A 14,641-nucleotide genomic window follows, 5' to 3' on the forward strand; every position below is an offset into this window, starting at 1 on the left:
TTAATTATTGCCATCAGTAGGGTGTGTGGGTTTGGGGTGGGCTGGAACCGGATCCTCGCCCCCGGGGTGCCAAGGGTGACATTTTAATAGCCTGCGCGCTGCGAGATAACCCCCTTTCAGGGCGCCATGTCGAGCCACGGCTTCTTCCGCGTAGTGCGAGCAGCTGGGGTAGAAACGACATTGATTGCCGACCCAGGGGCTGAGCAGATAGCGGTATAGCCATATCAGTCGAAGTATTAGCCAGCGCATGCGCTTACCCTGTCGTCGAAGTCGTATGGGCGGTGACTTTGCGAGCAATTCGTTGCCACTGGCGGTCGAGCTGGTCGATCAGCTCCCGGTTCTCCAGGGTATCCATGCCCTTGCGGGCCAATACAATAACATCAAACCCGATAGGGGTTGGCGGTAACCGGCGAAAAGTTTCCCGAATAAGGCGCTTCATACGGTTGCGTTCGGTCGCGAGGCGGATGTGCTTTTTCGCGATAATGAGGCCGAGACGGGGGTGATTCCGCTGGTTGGGACGAGCCAGAATCAGAAAGTACTTGTGGGAAGCGCGGAAGGGGGCGTCGGCGAAGACCGATTGGAAGTCGCCAGAGGTAAGCAGCCGGTTTGCTTTTGGAAAAGCCTCGGAAGCCACTTAACTCTGACAACTAGGGATGGCGCGGCGCAAAGGCGGGCACGCTTATACGGCCAGAGCCTTGCGACCTTTGGCGCGACGGCGAGCCAGAACGGCGCGACCGTTTTTGGTGGCCATGCGGGCGCGGAAGCCGTGAGTTCGCTTGCGCTTCAGTACGCTGGGCTGAAATGTTCTTTTCATGGAAGTAACCTGCCGTTCGAATTCCTGATTGTCCCCCGCACGCCTGTGGGCGGGAAAGGAGGCGGGATTCTATAGAATATCGCGGCTAAAGGCAACGTGTGGGCGGGTTTTTGTCGACTTTTATCGGCAAATTGACCCTGTTTTCATTTGGTCCCAGTTTATGCCGAGGGTGTCAATAGGTTGCTAACAGGATATCCACAGTCACCGGTCAATAATTGATCGGTTTTCAGTGGGAGCTCTGTGGGTAATGATGGCAGCTTTACATCGATAACTTATTGAAAAGACTCTGTTAATAAAGCTTTTCGGTTTAAAAAAAAGATTGCTGGACTGTGGATAACTGTATTTATAGGGAGTAAACTACCAGCCGTTTTTGTGAATAATAAGGTGCCGGGGGAGGTCTGGTTTGCCCGAGTCTGTCTGGAAGCTTTGCGCGTCAAGTCTGCAGGATGAATTGCCGTCGCAGCAATTCAACACCTGGATTCGACCGCTGCAAATCGATGCCGAATCGGATCCGGGTCTACTGCGTCTGCTGGCGCCCAACCGGTTTGTGTGTGATTGGGTGAATGAGAAGTTTCTCCATCGCATTCGCGAGCTGGTGTCGGATTTTCAGAGTGGTCAGGTTCAGAGCGTCGAGGTGGGCATCCGTCCGCGCTCGGGTATGGCGGCACGTCGTCCCGCGAACCAGCCACCGGCCTCCCAGGGATATCCCCAAGGGCAGCCGGGTACAGGAGCCGCTTTCAGTAACCCCCGCCCTATAAAGGAAGAAAGACCTTCGCCCCCCGGTTCGGCGTCTTCCCGAATGGGCAGCAGCGCGTTGGCGCCGGAAAGCGCCAGTAGTGGCGATTTGCTGGGGAATTCCTCCGCTCAGGTGGAGGTGGAAGGGGCACTCAAGCACAAGAACAACCTCAATCGTAGTTTCAATTTCACCAGTTTTGTCGAAGGCAAGTCGAACCAGCTGGGTCTGGCGGCTGCACGCCAGGTGGCTGAGAATCCCGGTGGATCCTACAATCCGCTGTTCATCTACGGTGGTGTTGGGCTGGGTAAGACGCACTTGATGCAGGCGGTGGGTAACGCCCTGGTGGACAAGAACCCCAACGCCAAAGTCATTTATCTGCATTCGGAGCGTTTCGTGGCGGATATGGTCAAGGCATTGCAGCTCAACGCGATCAATGACTTCAAGCGCTACTACCGCTCCGTGGACGCACTGCTGATTGACGATATTCAGTTTTTTGCGGGAAAGGAACGCTCCCAGGAGGAGTTTTTCCACACTTTCAATTCGCTGCTCGAGGGTGGCCAACAGATTATTCTGACCTGTGATCGTTACCCCAAGGAAATCAACGGCCTGGAAGAGCGGTTGAAGAGCCGCTTTGGCTGGGGGCTTACGGTCGCGGTGGAGCCACCCGAGCTTGAGACTCGGGTGGCGATTTTGATGAAAAAAGCCGACCAGGTGGGCGTCGAATTGCCCCACGAAGCGGCGTTCTTTATTGCCCAGCGAATTCGCTCCAACGTCCGCGAATTGGAAGGGGCGCTCAAGCGGGTGGTTGCGAACGCCCAGTTCACCGGCCGCTCTATCGACGTGGACCTGGTTCGCGAAGCCTTGAAAGACCTGCTTGCCTTGCAGGACAAGCAAGTGGGCATAGATAATATCCAACGGGTGGTGGGCGAGTATTACAAGATCAAGCTCAATGATCTGTTGTCCAAGCGCCGCAGCCGTTCCGTAGCGCGTCCCAGGCAGGTCGCCATGGCACTGGCGAAGGAGCTGACCAACCACAGCTTGCCCGAAATTGGGGAGGCTTTTGGCGGCCGGGACCATACCACGGTGCTGCACGCCTGCCGCAAGATCAAACAGATGCAGGAAGAAGACGCGGATATTCGCGAGGATATGAAAAATCTGCTGCGCTCCCTGACGACCTGATAACCGACGAGGAATCATTGATTCCGAGAAACTCCTTACAGGATTAATAGGAAGAGACCCCATCATGAAATTTGTCGTGTCCCGAGAGGCTCTGTTGAAACCCCTGCAGTTGGTGGCGGGTGTGGTCGAACGCCGCCAGACCCTTCCCGTTTTGTCGAACGTGTTGATGGCGATTGAAGGGGAGCAGTTGTCCCTGACGGGTACGGATCTCGAGGTGGAGATCGTCGCCCGAGTGGCGCTCGAACAACCCTCTGATGCTGGCGAGGTCACCGTACCCGCCCGCAAACTCGTGGATATCTGCCGCTCATTGCCCGAAGGCGCCATGATAGAGTTTTCCCAGGACGAGCAGCGAATGGTGGTTAAAAGCGGCCGCAGCCGGTTTACGCTGTCCACCCTGCCCGCCAGCGACTTCCCCAATGTGGAAGACGGCCCGAGCGATTTGCAGTTCGCATGCCCTCAGCGCGAGGTGAAGCGTCTGATTGAGCGTACGGCCTTCGCTATGGCCCAGCAGGACGTTCGGTACTATCTCAACGGTATGCTATGGGAAGTCCGGGAAGGGCAGGTGCGCGCGGTGGCGACGGATGGCCACCGCATGGCTATGTGCACGCGTCCCGTGCCGGTGGCGGCCGAGGACACCATTCAGGCCATCCTTCCGCGCAAGGGGGTGCTGGAGTTGTCGCGTCTTGTGGATGACATCGACGATACGGTGGATATTACCCTGAGCGCCAATCATATTCGCGTTGGCACCGGGGACTATACCTTCACCTCTAAACTGGTGGATGGCAAGTTCCCGGACTACGAGCGTGTGTTGCCCCGTGGCGGTAACAAGGTGGTTTTCGGTCCGCGCAACGAGCTGAAGCAGGCCTTTGCACGCACTGCGATTCTGTCCAACGAAAAGTATCGCGGCGTTCGGCTGCTGCTGGACGATGGTCTGGTGACCATTGTTGCCAACAACCCCGAACAGGAAGAGGCGGAAGAGCAGGTGGCCGTGGACTATACGGGTGAGTCGGTGGAGATGGGCTTCAACGTCAGTTACTTGCAGGATGTGGCGAACGTCATTTCATCGGATCACATCAAAATGACCCTATCGGACGCCAACAGCAGCGCCTTGCTCGAGGAGCCGGAAGAGGGCGACTCCCTGTATGTTGTTATGCCGATGCGCCTCTGATTGAGGCGTTTCGGCGCCCTCTATGACTTTATCCCGTCTCGGTATTCATACCCTCCGCAACCTGGAGTCGGTCAATCTTAGACCGTCTCCACGCATCAATCTGATCTATGGTGAGAATGGCTCCGGCAAAACCAGTGTTTTGGAGGCCATTCACACCCTGTCCCTCGGTCGATCCTTTCGCAGCCATAAGCACAAACCGCTGATTCAGTGGGAGAAAGACAAGTTCACGTTATTTGCCCAAGTGGTTCACGGTGGTGCTGAATTTCCAGTGGGTATGGAGCGCTATGGCAATGGTGACGTGAGCTTTAAGGTGAGCGGTAAACCGGTGGGCTCTGTGGCAGAGTTGGCGTCGGTACTGCCGGTACAAGTGATTGATGCCCACACTTTTCTGTTGCTCGAAGGCAGCCCCAAGGTTCGGCGGCAGTTTATGGACTGGTTAGTGTTCCACGTGGAACCTTCCTTCTTCCCGGCCTGGAAGAACGTGCAGCGCTGTCTGAAACACCGCAACAGCCTTCTGCGACGTGATAGAATAGAAACTAATGAGTTAGCGGTCTGGGACCGGGAGTTGGTGGAACTGACTCAGCGCATTCACGATTGCCGGTTGCGCTGCATTGAACGGTTTGAACCGGTATTTCTGTCGCTATTGGAGGCATTTATACCGATTCCCGGTGTCAGCATCTCCTACACACGGGGCTGGGATAAAACGAAAGAGTACCAGCAGGTGTTGGCGGACAACTTCGAAAGAGATCGACAGCTCGGGTACACCCAGTCGGGAAGCCATCGGGCTGACCTTCGCATTAACGTCGAAGGCCAACCGGCAGCGGACGTACTCTCGCGCGGCCAGCAAAAGCTGGTGGTTTGCGCGCTCAAGATCGCTCAGGGCTATGTCTACGCCGCGCAAACCAGCGGGCAATGCATCTATTTGGTGGACGACTTACCCGCCGAACTGGACGCTAATCATAGAGCCACGCTGGTGGATTGGCTCGATAGACTGAATACCCAGGTATTTATCACCGGTGTCGAAAGGGAGCCGCTCCTGGCCGACTGGCGAGACCGGACAGACGTAACGACTAAATTGTTCCACGTGGAACAGGGCACTGTTTCCGCCGAGGTGGAATCAGCACTGCAGTGAAATCGGAGCTAGTTTATGGCAGAAGAGAAAAACTACGACTCGTCCAGCATTAAAGTCCTCAAGGGATTGGACGCGGTCCGCAAACGGCCCGGTATGTATATCGGCGATACGGACGACGGGTCGGGCCTGCACCATATGGTGTTTGAAGTTGTCGACAACTCCATTGACGAAGCTTTGGCGGGTCACTGCTCGGAAATTCGCGTGGTTATCCATCCAAACGAAACCGTGTCCGTATCGGATAATGGTCGCGGTATCCCCACGGAAATGCACGAAGAGGGCGTTTCCGCTGCCGAAGTGATCATGACGGTCCTCCACGCCGGCGGCAAATTCGATGACAATACCTACAAGGTCTCTGGCGGCCTGCATGGGGTGGGCGTGTCTGTTGTGAATGCTCTGTCTGAGGAACTCAAACTGACGATCCGCCGCAACGGTAAGGTCTTCGAGCAAGTCTATAAACACGGCGTACCTCAGAAACCGCTGGAAGTGGTGGGGGATACCGATACCTCCGGTACCGAACTGCACTTCAAACCCTCGGCGGAGACCTTCACCAACATTGAATTCCAGTATGAGCTTCTGGCCAAACGCCTGCGGGAATTGTCTTTCCTGAATTCGGGGGTACGCATTGTCTTGAAGGACGAGCGCACTGCCAAAGAAGAGGTCTATCAGTACGAAGGCGGCCTCCGAGCCTTTGTCGAACACCTGAACACCAACAAAACACCCATTAACAAGACCGTGCATATTGTCTCAGCCGAGCGGGAAGATGGCATTGCGGTGGAAATTGCGTTGCAGTGGAATGATTCCTTCCAGGAAAACCTCTTCTGCTACACCAACAATATTCCTCAGCGCGACGGCGGTACCCACCTGGCGGGTTTCCGCGCCGCGCTGACCCGGACGCTGAACGGCTATATCGAGCGAGAAGGCCTGTCCGCCCGGGCCAAGGTGAGTACGACCGGCGACGACGCCCGTGAAGGGCTGACGGCGATCATCTCCGTCAAGGTTCCGGATCCCAAGTTCTCCTCTCAGACCAAAGACAAGCTGGTCTCCTCCGAGGTGAAGACTGCCGTCGAGCAGGAGATGAACCAGATTTTCGGCGAATACCTTCTGGAAAACCCGAACGAAGCCAAGGCCGTGGTCAGCAAAATGATCGATGCAGCGCGCGCCCGGGAAGCGGCCCGCAAGGCCCGCGAAATGACTCGCCGCAAAGGCGCGCTGGACATTGCCGGCCTCCCCGGCAAACTCGCTGACTGCCAGGAAAAGGACCCGGCGCTGTCCGAAGTCTACCTCGTGGAGGGTGACTCAGCCGGTGGTTCTGCCAAGCAGGGCAGGGCGCGCAAAACCCAGGCTATTCTGCCGTTGAAAGGTAAAATCCTGAACGTAGAAAAGGCCCGTTTTGACAAAATGCTCTCCAGTGCGGAAGTCGGTACCCTGATTACCGCCCTGGGCTGCGGTATTGGTAAACAGGAATTTGATCCTGAAAAGCTACGTTATCATCGCATCATCATCATGACGGATGCCGACGTGGATGGGTCCCACATTCGTACCCTGCTGCTGACCTTCTTCTTCCGCCAGATGCGGGAGCTGATCGAACGGGGCCATGTCTATATCGCCCAACCGCCCCTGTACAAGATCAGCAAGGGTAAGTTCGAGCAGTACCTGAAGGACGAGGGCGCCCTGACCGCCTTCCTGACCCAGTCCGCTCTGGAAGGCGCCAGCCTGCACATCAACGCCGACGCCCCGGGTATCAGTGGCGAGGCCCTGGAAAAGCTGGTGTACGAGTACCGTGATGTCATGGAGACCATCGATCGCCTCTCTCGGCTTTATCCCAGTGAAATCCTGGAGCAGATGGTCTACCTTCCTTCGCTTCGACCGGAACACCTGGCCGATCAGGGGCATATGCAGCAGTGGTGTGACCAACTCTTGGCCCGCCTCAGCCTGGATAGCCGCGACGGCAGCCAACGTTACCTGATCAGCGTGCGTGAGGACACTGAGCGCCACCTGTTCATGCCGCAAGTGGAAATCATTGCCCACGGCCTGTCCACTCACTATCCATTTACCCACGACTTTTTCCAGTCGGGTGAATACAAGTCCCTCATTACCTTGGGGGAGAAGCTGGTGACTCTGATTGAAGATGGGGCTTATATTCAGCGCGGGGACAAAACCCAGACCGTTGCGACCTTCGACGAGGCCCTGGAATGGCTGATGAAGGAGTCCCGCAAAGGCTACAACGTCCAGCGCTATAAGGGCCTGGGCGAGATGAACCCGGAGCAGCTGTGGGATACCACCATGAACCCGGAAACCCGTCGCATGCTGCGGGTCACGGTTCAGGACGCCGTGGCCGCGGATCAGATCTTTACCACCCTGATGGGTGACCACGTCGAACCGCGACGGGACTTCATCGAGTCCAACGCCCTGGCAGTGGCCAACCTGGACGTATAAGAGTCCAAAAAACCGCCCCACAGCTTGCGTTTATAGTATGTTGTGGGGTGTGTTTTTCCCTATATTTTTGCTTATTTTTAGCTTCCTCGTTTTCCTTTCCTCTGTTATTCAAAACGGTTTTAGCGCCGAAACGTCCCGCTTGCGTTTATAAGAGGGTCAGCCTATGCTTACTTCCCTTATATTCCGTGTGACAATAAGTGTGACGAAAGTACTCCCCCCATAAGGAATTCGTTCAGCACCATTATAATTTTATATATAACAATAGGAAATCATTAATGAAAATGAATGACAAATGGAATCCAGGTTATCAAGGCTTATTGTGGGGTCTGATTGTTTCCCTGTGGGGTTGCGGTAGCTCCGAATCCAGTCCCGAGAATAATAACCGCCGTAGCAACGCGTCCTTAAGCGTCTCCTTCGAAGCGACGTCTTCCTCCAGCAGCCCACTCGGCGACGGTGGCGATCCATCGCTCGTGTTGGCGTTAAACGTGGGCGCGTTCGCGAAGGCGAGCTACGAAGGTGTGACCTATCAGCCAGACCGATTTGCAGAGGAGGGGGCTCCCAACTCCACCATTGGGTCCATTGGTGGCACTGAGGAAGACGCGCTGTTCCAGACCGAGCGTTACGGCTCCTATACCTATGAAATTCCCGTAACCAAAGCGCTGTACGATGTGCAGTTACACTTTGTGGAAATGTACTGGGAAGCGAGCGGCGAGCGCTCCTTCAGCGTGATCGTGGAGAATGAGCTGGCATTATCGGAGATCGATCTGTTCAGCGAAGCCGGACACGACCAGGCGTACTCCTATACAGTGGAAGATATTCAGGTTAGTGACGGCCATCTGACGATTGAGTTGGAGGCCGTTGTAGACAATGGCACCTTGAGTGGTATTGCTGTTTACTCGGAGGGCGGCGCGTTTTTACCGCCACTGCAGGAGGAGCCGGAGCCCAAGGTACCGGGCGAACCGGGTGTCGCCAGCGCGGAAAATAGTGGTGCAGACTGTCCGGTCCCGACATTACCTGATGCCAGCAAACTACCCACTATTACGACACTGCCGGATCCATTTATGGGGCTGGATGGTGAGCGCATTGCCAGCAAAGACGATTGGCGCTGCCATCGTCAGAATCTGAACTGGCAACTGCAAGCGTACGAAGCTGGCATTAAACCCTATAAGCCCGAAACGGTATCGGGCAGCGTGGGCAATGACGCCATCGAAGTGACTGTCGGTCATGGCGGAGAGAAAATTACTTTCTCGGCCTCGGTGACGTTGCCCAGCGCGGGCGAGGCGCCATATCCCGCCATGATCGGAATCGGTGCGTCCAACCTGGACAACGGCTATTTAGCCAGACAGGGCATCGCGGTCATTAACGTCAATAACAACGAACTGGGTGCGCAAAGCGGCGGTGGTTCACGTGGCACCGGCCTGTTCTATGACCTCTACGGCAGAGAGCACTCGGCCAGCTCAATGACTGCCTGGGCCTGGGGGGTAAGCCGGTTGATCGACGTGCTGGAGACCCCGGAGGCGGAGCTGATTGACGCCACTCGGCTCGGAGTCACCGGATGCTCGCGCAACGGCAAAGGGGCGCTTCTTGCCGGTGCTTTGGATCAGCGTATCGCCCTGACCATCCCTCAAGAATCTGGGGCCGGCGGCGCGATGGCCTGGCGGGTCGCTCAGGAAATGGCGGACAGCGGTACCAACATCCAGACACTCAGCCACGCCGCCGGTGAGCAACCCTGGTTCCGGGAATCCTTCGGCGCCGACTTCGGAGGCCCGAACACCGTCACACTGCCATTCGATCACCACCAACTGATGGGTATGGTGGCTCCCCGCGGCCTGTTGGTCCTCGACAACAATATCGACTGGTTGGGTCCGAGAGCGGCCTATATTGGAACGGCTGCAGCGAAGGAAATTTACCGTGCCCTGGGTGCACCCGAGAACATCGCCTACTCGGAAAACGGCGGCCACGGTCACTGTCAGTTTCCGGCCCATCAGCAGGACATACTGGCGGCATTCGTAAAGCGCTTTCTGTTGGGGGAGCTCGGTAGCACCGAGGTGATGCGATCCACTCAGGCTGATGAAGAGGATGTTGGGGATTGGGTTGATTGGAGTACTCCAACGCTCGATTAATATTCTGAAATGCTCCTGATCGAAGCTTGTTTCTTTACCAACCGGTCCTTTTATCAAAGACGCTGGCTCCTGTTTGCCTGAAGGTGCGAGCGCCGCTTTTAGCGAGGAACAATCGGCTTGAGGGCCTTGAAAGCTCTGACGCCATTCTATGAAATCTCCCATCCAGTAAGTAGTATTTGGTTAGCATTTATGCGGTGAGTTCGTGTTGTGCCGTTCGCGGTTCAACAAGGATTTGGATCGCGCTCGATTTCGAATGCGACTAAGCGCAACCGGTGTTATTCCCAAGTATCTTGCTACATCATTCTGCGATAAGCGCCTAATCAGCTCAGGATCTCGCGTGCACAACATCGAGTACCGCTGTTCCGCCGATAGGCAAAGAAGCTCGTACTCCCTCTGTTCCTTCTTCATGGCCACCTGTATCAGCAGGGAATTGAGCGCCCTGGAAAAATGAGCTTCCTCCTCTATAACAGTGGTAAGTGTGTTTCCGGGAATCTCCAGTATGCAGCTGTCTTCTACTGTCATCAGGTTAAAGGGGCTGGGATTACCGGCAGCTATCACCTGCATACTCGCAATACATTCGTTTTCGCGGATAAAGGATTTTATGAATTCCCTTCCTTCAATGGTTTCGTAATAAGCTTTGGCGAGTCCGCGGCGGAATAGGAAAAAATGATCCGAATGGTCCCCCTGGCGCATCAGGAAAGTGCCTTTGGGAGCATAGCGCTCGGTCCCCAGAACGCTGATCCTCTCTATAAGCCTGTTATCAATCATGCGTTGATTCCTTCACTCGCTCATTACACCCGCTGATAGAATCATTCCAAAGTGGCGTATTGATATTCGGTTAGTAACAATAGTAGCAAGATTCATCCTGTCAGGCGCATACAAGCGCCAAAAAAAGACTTTTTGTCGTCTTTTAGAACATATCCGTTAACTTGGGTTAATGCCGAAGGGGAATAGGGCCTCTAAAATAGCCGAGCATTGCTAGGAGAGCATCAGAAACGCCATGTTTCCGCTCCAGAGCGACCGTCGCAATAGCTAGTTATGGAACTATTTCTCGGAGTCAGAAAACCATGGAATTAAAGAATAGAACAATTCTAATAACGGGGGGAACCTCCGGTATCGGTAAGGAGTTGGTCGCGCTACTGGCACCGATCAACAAAAAAATCATTGTTGTGGCCACCAATCCAGTCAAACTGGATGAAATCAAGAATAACTACAAAAACGTTGTGACCTACCAATGTTCACTCGCTAAAAAAATGGAAGTGGAAGAAACCATTGAAGCGATTCTGGAAGAGCACCCAGATCTTAGCGTTGTCTTCAACAACGCGGGTATTCAGAAAACCCCTATGTTTCATGAAAAGGAATTCAGTTTTGACAGTATCGATACGGAAGTGACCGTGAATTTAACCGCTCAGATCTGGATATCCGCCCTGACATTGGGCCATTTTTTGAACCTAGAAGCTCCTGCTGCCTACATTAATGTCACCTCGGGCCTGGGTTTGTATCCGAAAAAGAATTCGGCGGTTTATTGTGCTACAAAAGCCGGATTGCTCAACTTCACCAGAAGCTTTCGCTATCAGCTGGAATCAACTCCCATTAGAGCCTACGCAGCCATTATGCCACTGGTCGATACACCGATGACTGAAGGACGAGGGAAAGGAAAGATAACCGCCAAAGAAGCGGCGTCCCAAATAATAAAAGGCGTGGAAAAAGATAAAGACGATATCTATGTGGGGAAAACCAAACTAATGCCTATGATGTCGCGCATCAGCCCGACGTTCATGGCGTCCATCATGAAGGGCGTCTGACTTAACTCGAAACGGACTCACAGCATGAAACAATTGATCACCATTTCCCTGATCTTGGCAGCCATTTTCGCTTCCACTTTTCTAATCCTCACGTCGATGGGTTTATTAACCGTTGAAGGTATTGAGGCGGGGCTTAAGGCAGCGTCAGAAGCCAATGCGATATACGTCATTATTGGTGTTGTGGCGCTTCTTTTCGCAGACATCTTCATTGCCGTACCGACACTGACTATCGCAATTTTGTCCGGTTACTTTTTGGGCTTCGGTTTGGGAGCATTGAGCGCCAATTTAGGCATGGTGTTGGCCGGCGTTACCGGTTATGGACTCTGTCGAATCTATGGACCGGGGCTGCTGAAAAAGATATACAGCGATCCCCAAAAACGCGAAGAAATGCAAACGATCTTTAATCAGCATGGTTCTACGGTACTTTTGATCTGTCGATCAATGCCTATATTACCGGAAGTCTCCTGCTGCATGGCCGGCGCCAACAAAATGCGATTTGTTCGGTTTCTAACCTGTTACCTGATCTCCACTGTCCCTTACGCGACCATTGCTGCGTTCGCCGGTTCTCGAAGTAGCCTGGATAATCCCCAACCAGCCATTTACGCGGCCATTGGCTTGTCTCTGTTTTTCTGGATGGCATGGGTCATATTTATCAGGAAGACGAGAATGGAGGCACAACAGCTGCAGAGCGAGTAAGACGACAGAATAGCAATCCTTAATTTCATCAACCGTCTCCGCAGGGGCAGGGGAAGAGCGACATATAGTTGAGAGGCCAAAATTTAGTTGTATCGCAGTTGTTCAGGCGGGGACGGATCTCTTCTCAGAATTGAGTAAACAAGGTGAGTGATATGGAATTGACAGAGCGAAGCGGTACAGATCTCGCTTGCGAGCACTACACGGGAATTGACCAAGTAGAGGCCAATGAGTGGGATACCATCGTCTCCAGAGCAACAGGGCTGAAGCATTCTGTTCTGGAAACTTTTGAGTATTCTGACGTCAACAATCTGGTTTGCCATTACCTGATGTTTAGAGAGGACAACCAGGCTGTCGGCAGAGCCAACCTCTATGAGGTTTCTATGGATTTCAAATCCATGGACCAGGAGTTGTCGGAAAGCGCAGTGGAGTCCATTAATAGCTGGCATCCGGCGTTCCTTAACTTTTCTATGGCGGAGTGCGGCCTGTTTGCCATGAATGGCGATGGCTTGGTCGTGAAGCAGGAGCGGCACCTGACTTCAGCTATTCAAGCGACCAGTAAAAAACTTCACCAGATTGCCGATAAAAAAGGGTTGGATCTTTTGGTCTTCCGGGATGTTCCGGTTGAGCTCTATTCCCACTATGAAAAAGTTCTGGTTTCGGAAGGCTATGCTCCTACCGCCGGCTTTACCAATGCTGTTCTCGATATCCAGTGGAATTCGTTGAACGACTATCTAGAGAGTCTGAGAAGTAAAGACCGCAACAAAATAAAAGCTGCGTTCAAGAAACAAAATGATCTGGGGATTCGTCTTGAAGTTACCTCGGACTACACCCATCTCGCCCCCAAGTTGGCCCAGCTCTGGGCGAACGTAAATGCCTCCTCATCCGACTATAACCGAGAACAGCTCGATGAGGCTTTCTTCAGAGAATCGGGATATAGGCTGGCTGGGGACAGTGAAGTCATACTGTTTTATTACGATGACGCACTCGTGGCCTTTATGTGGAATCTCATCGGGGAAGAGGATTATCACATGGCGGACTGGGGAGTGGACTATGACTACCCTCACTACCGCGAAGCCAACTTCTACCGCGCCGCGTCAGTGTATTCGTTGGAGAGGGCGATTGCGTTAAAAAAGCAGAGAATGCAACTGGGTATGACCAATTACGTTCCCAAACAATTTCTGGGAGCGAAAATGCAGCCGTTGATATATTTCATTAAGCATCATCGAAAGCCAGAATACTCTGGCACCGTCGCTCGAATGATGACGGATGCGATACAGCAACCAGAGAACCTAAACTACTTTTCAGAAAGACCTGGCTTTCCTTGCCCGATATCGGATGGTGACTATAAGGCGGCCATTAACAGCCGCGCCAGGGAGTATGCCATGGATGACATACTGAGCGTAACGGAAGACAGTTACGATATTGACCTCCTTAAAGTTGGAGGGATGTACAGCTTCTACCCGGATAATCACTGTGAGCAGATAGACATGAGTACACCCTGCTTCATTGATTACACGCGTTTCTCCGAAGTGGCGGAACAGGGGGCCGCTGTGCTCCAGAGAGGAAGTGGCTATTGTCCAGGCCCTGCATTCGTATCCGGGCAGCCAGGCCCGGCACTTATATTGCAGGATCTGTTGGCTGACCTCTTTGGGAAGGACAGCAGCCAGCTCTTTGCCAATGCCTCCTCCATGTACGCCTCTGTGTTCGGCTCAATTTTGAGCGATCAGTCCACGGTATTCGTGGATGAGCAAGTCAGTCCGTTATTGATCAGTGCTGTGGCCGCTACCGGGAAGCCTATGAGTGTTTTCCGTCATAGAGATTACGCCCATCTGGAAGAGCTTCTTGGAGATCACAAGCACACAAAAAATCTAATAGTGACCGAATCGCTCTTCACCTTGTTCTCCGACGCCGCGCCTCTAAAACAGATCGTCCAGATAAAAGAACGTACCGGCGCTCGATTGTTTGTAGACGAATCCATGGCATTTGGCTTCTTCGGAAAACGTGGATCCGGGTTCTCGGAACAGCAGGGACTGGTTGAACACGTTGATATCCTGGGTGCCTCACTCTACGCGGGTTTTGGATTGCCTGGGGCCTTTGTTGCGGGGCCGAAAAAATTCATTGAGCACATGCGTCACCAAAGTCCCGAGCTATTGCTTTCCCCAGGCGTCACCAATGTGGATTGCGCCATGATGATTGAGTCCTTGCGGTTGCTCCAAAAGGGTACCGTTGACAGATCACCTATAACGGAGCGATCTCAACGTCTGGCCGAAGCGCTCGTTGCTGCGGACTACACGGTAATCCGAGGTGAGATGCCAGTAATCAGCGTTGTCATCGGCGATTACATCATGGCGTTAGCGATGCAGAAAAAATTCTTTAACCAGAATATCGTCGTTTCGTCCGTGGGGCCCCCACTGGTTCCGGAAGAAATGTCATCCCTTCAGTTAAGAATAAACCACTCCGTGGACGAATCGATGACCAAACGAGTAATAAGTGCATTTGAGCTTATGTCATCGGATATATACGGGAAATAAAGAAAACCACATTGTAAAAAT

Annotated in this window: 12 protein-coding genes; 8 read left to right on the forward strand and 4 right to left on the reverse strand. The window is 53.5% G+C overall.

From position 1 onward, the window contains the following. Genes yidD through rpmH form a run of 3 tightly spaced genes read right to left on the reverse strand, consistent with a single transcriptional unit; the run spans window position 1 to window position 814 of the window. Window positions 1-249, reverse strand: a complete 249-nt coding sequence (gene yidD / locus G547_RS23040) for a membrane protein insertion efficiency factor YidD (RefSeq protein WP_084645866.1) — start codon at window positions 247-249, stop codon at window positions 1-3. Between the two features lie 4 nt (window positions 250-253). After that, a complete protein-coding gene (rnpA, locus tag G547_RS0110215; RefSeq protein ID WP_027329779.1) occupies window positions 254-634 on the reverse strand; it encodes a ribonuclease P protein component in 381 nt (126 codons plus the stop codon). Window positions 635-679: 45 nt separating this feature from the next. After that, window positions 680-814, reverse strand: coding sequence for a 50S ribosomal protein L34 (gene rpmH, locus G547_RS0110220; RefSeq protein ID WP_024461782.1), 135 nt, complete (start codon window positions 812-814; stop codon window positions 680-682). Window positions 815-1,217: 403 nt separating this feature from the next. Between rpmH and dnaA the strand changes: the two genes are divergently transcribed. The 5 genes from dnaA to G547_RS0110245 all read left to right on the forward strand — a co-directional run bounded on the left by dnaA (window position 1,218) and on the right by G547_RS0110245 (window position 9,588). Then, window positions 1,218-2,729 (forward strand): chromosomal replication initiator protein DnaA, encoded by a 1,512-nt coding sequence (gene dnaA / locus G547_RS0110225; protein WP_027329780.1) that lies wholly within the window; start codon window positions 1,218-1,220, stop codon window positions 2,727-2,729. Between the two features lie 64 nt (window positions 2,730-2,793). Then, window positions 2,794-3,897 (forward strand): DNA polymerase III subunit beta, encoded by a 1,104-nt coding sequence (dnaN, locus tag G547_RS0110230; RefSeq protein WP_027329781.1) that lies wholly within the window; start codon window positions 2,794-2,796, stop codon window positions 3,895-3,897. Between the two features lie 22 nt (window positions 3,898-3,919). Next, the gene (recF, locus tag G547_RS0110235) at window positions 3,920-5,029 is read left to right on the forward strand and encodes a DNA replication/repair protein RecF (RefSeq protein WP_027329782.1); all 1,110 of its coding nucleotides are present in this window, start codon (window positions 3,920-3,922) and stop codon (window positions 5,027-5,029) included. Between the two features lie 15 nt (window positions 5,030-5,044). Next, window positions 5,045-7,465 carry a DNA topoisomerase (ATP-hydrolyzing) subunit B gene (gene gyrB, locus G547_RS0110240; RefSeq protein WP_027329783.1) on the forward strand — a complete coding sequence of 807 codons (2,421 nt, stop codon included), beginning with the start codon at window positions 5,045-5,047 and terminating at the stop codon, window positions 7,463-7,465. A 275-nt stretch (window positions 7,466-7,740) separates the two neighbouring features. Beyond that, on the forward strand, window positions 7,741-9,588 hold the full coding sequence (locus G547_RS0110245; protein WP_051235210.1) for a malectin: 1,848 nt from the start codon (window positions 7,741-7,743) through the stop codon (window positions 9,586-9,588). Between the two features lie 180 nt (window positions 9,589-9,768). Here G547_RS0110245 and G547_RS0110250 read toward each other — a convergent pair whose 3' ends face one another. Next, window positions 9,769-10,356 carry a Crp/Fnr family transcriptional regulator gene (locus G547_RS0110250; protein WP_027329785.1) on the reverse strand — a complete coding sequence of 196 codons (588 nt, stop codon included), beginning with the start codon at window positions 10,354-10,356 and terminating at the stop codon, window positions 9,769-9,771. Between the two features lie 299 nt (window positions 10,357-10,655). Between G547_RS0110250 and G547_RS0110255 the strand changes: the two genes are divergently transcribed. The 3 genes from G547_RS0110255 (at window position 10,656) to G547_RS0110265 (ending at window position 14,620) form a co-directional block, all read left to right on the forward strand. After that, the gene (locus G547_RS0110255) at window positions 10,656-11,393 is read left to right on the forward strand and encodes an SDR family oxidoreductase (RefSeq protein ID WP_027329786.1); all 738 of its coding nucleotides are present in this window, start codon (window positions 10,656-10,658) and stop codon (window positions 11,391-11,393) included. Window positions 11,394-11,417: 24 nt separating this feature from the next. Continuing rightward, entirely contained in the window at window positions 11,418-12,089 is a 672-nt protein-coding gene (locus G547_RS23045; RefSeq protein WP_027329787.1) for a TVP38/TMEM64 family protein, read from the forward strand. A gap of 152 nt (window positions 12,090-12,241) precedes the next feature. Then, window positions 12,242-14,620, forward strand: a complete 2,379-nt coding sequence (locus G547_RS0110265) for an 8-amino-7-oxononanoate synthase family protein (RefSeq protein WP_027329788.1) — start codon at window positions 12,242-12,244, stop codon at window positions 14,618-14,620. The last annotated feature ends 21 nt before the right edge of the window (window positions 14,621-14,641 follow it).

This window comes from Marinimicrobium agarilyticum DSM 16975 (assembly GCF_000423345.1).
Taxonomy (GTDB): domain Bacteria; phylum Pseudomonadota; class Gammaproteobacteria; order Pseudomonadales; family Cellvibrionaceae; genus Marinimicrobium; species Marinimicrobium agarilyticum.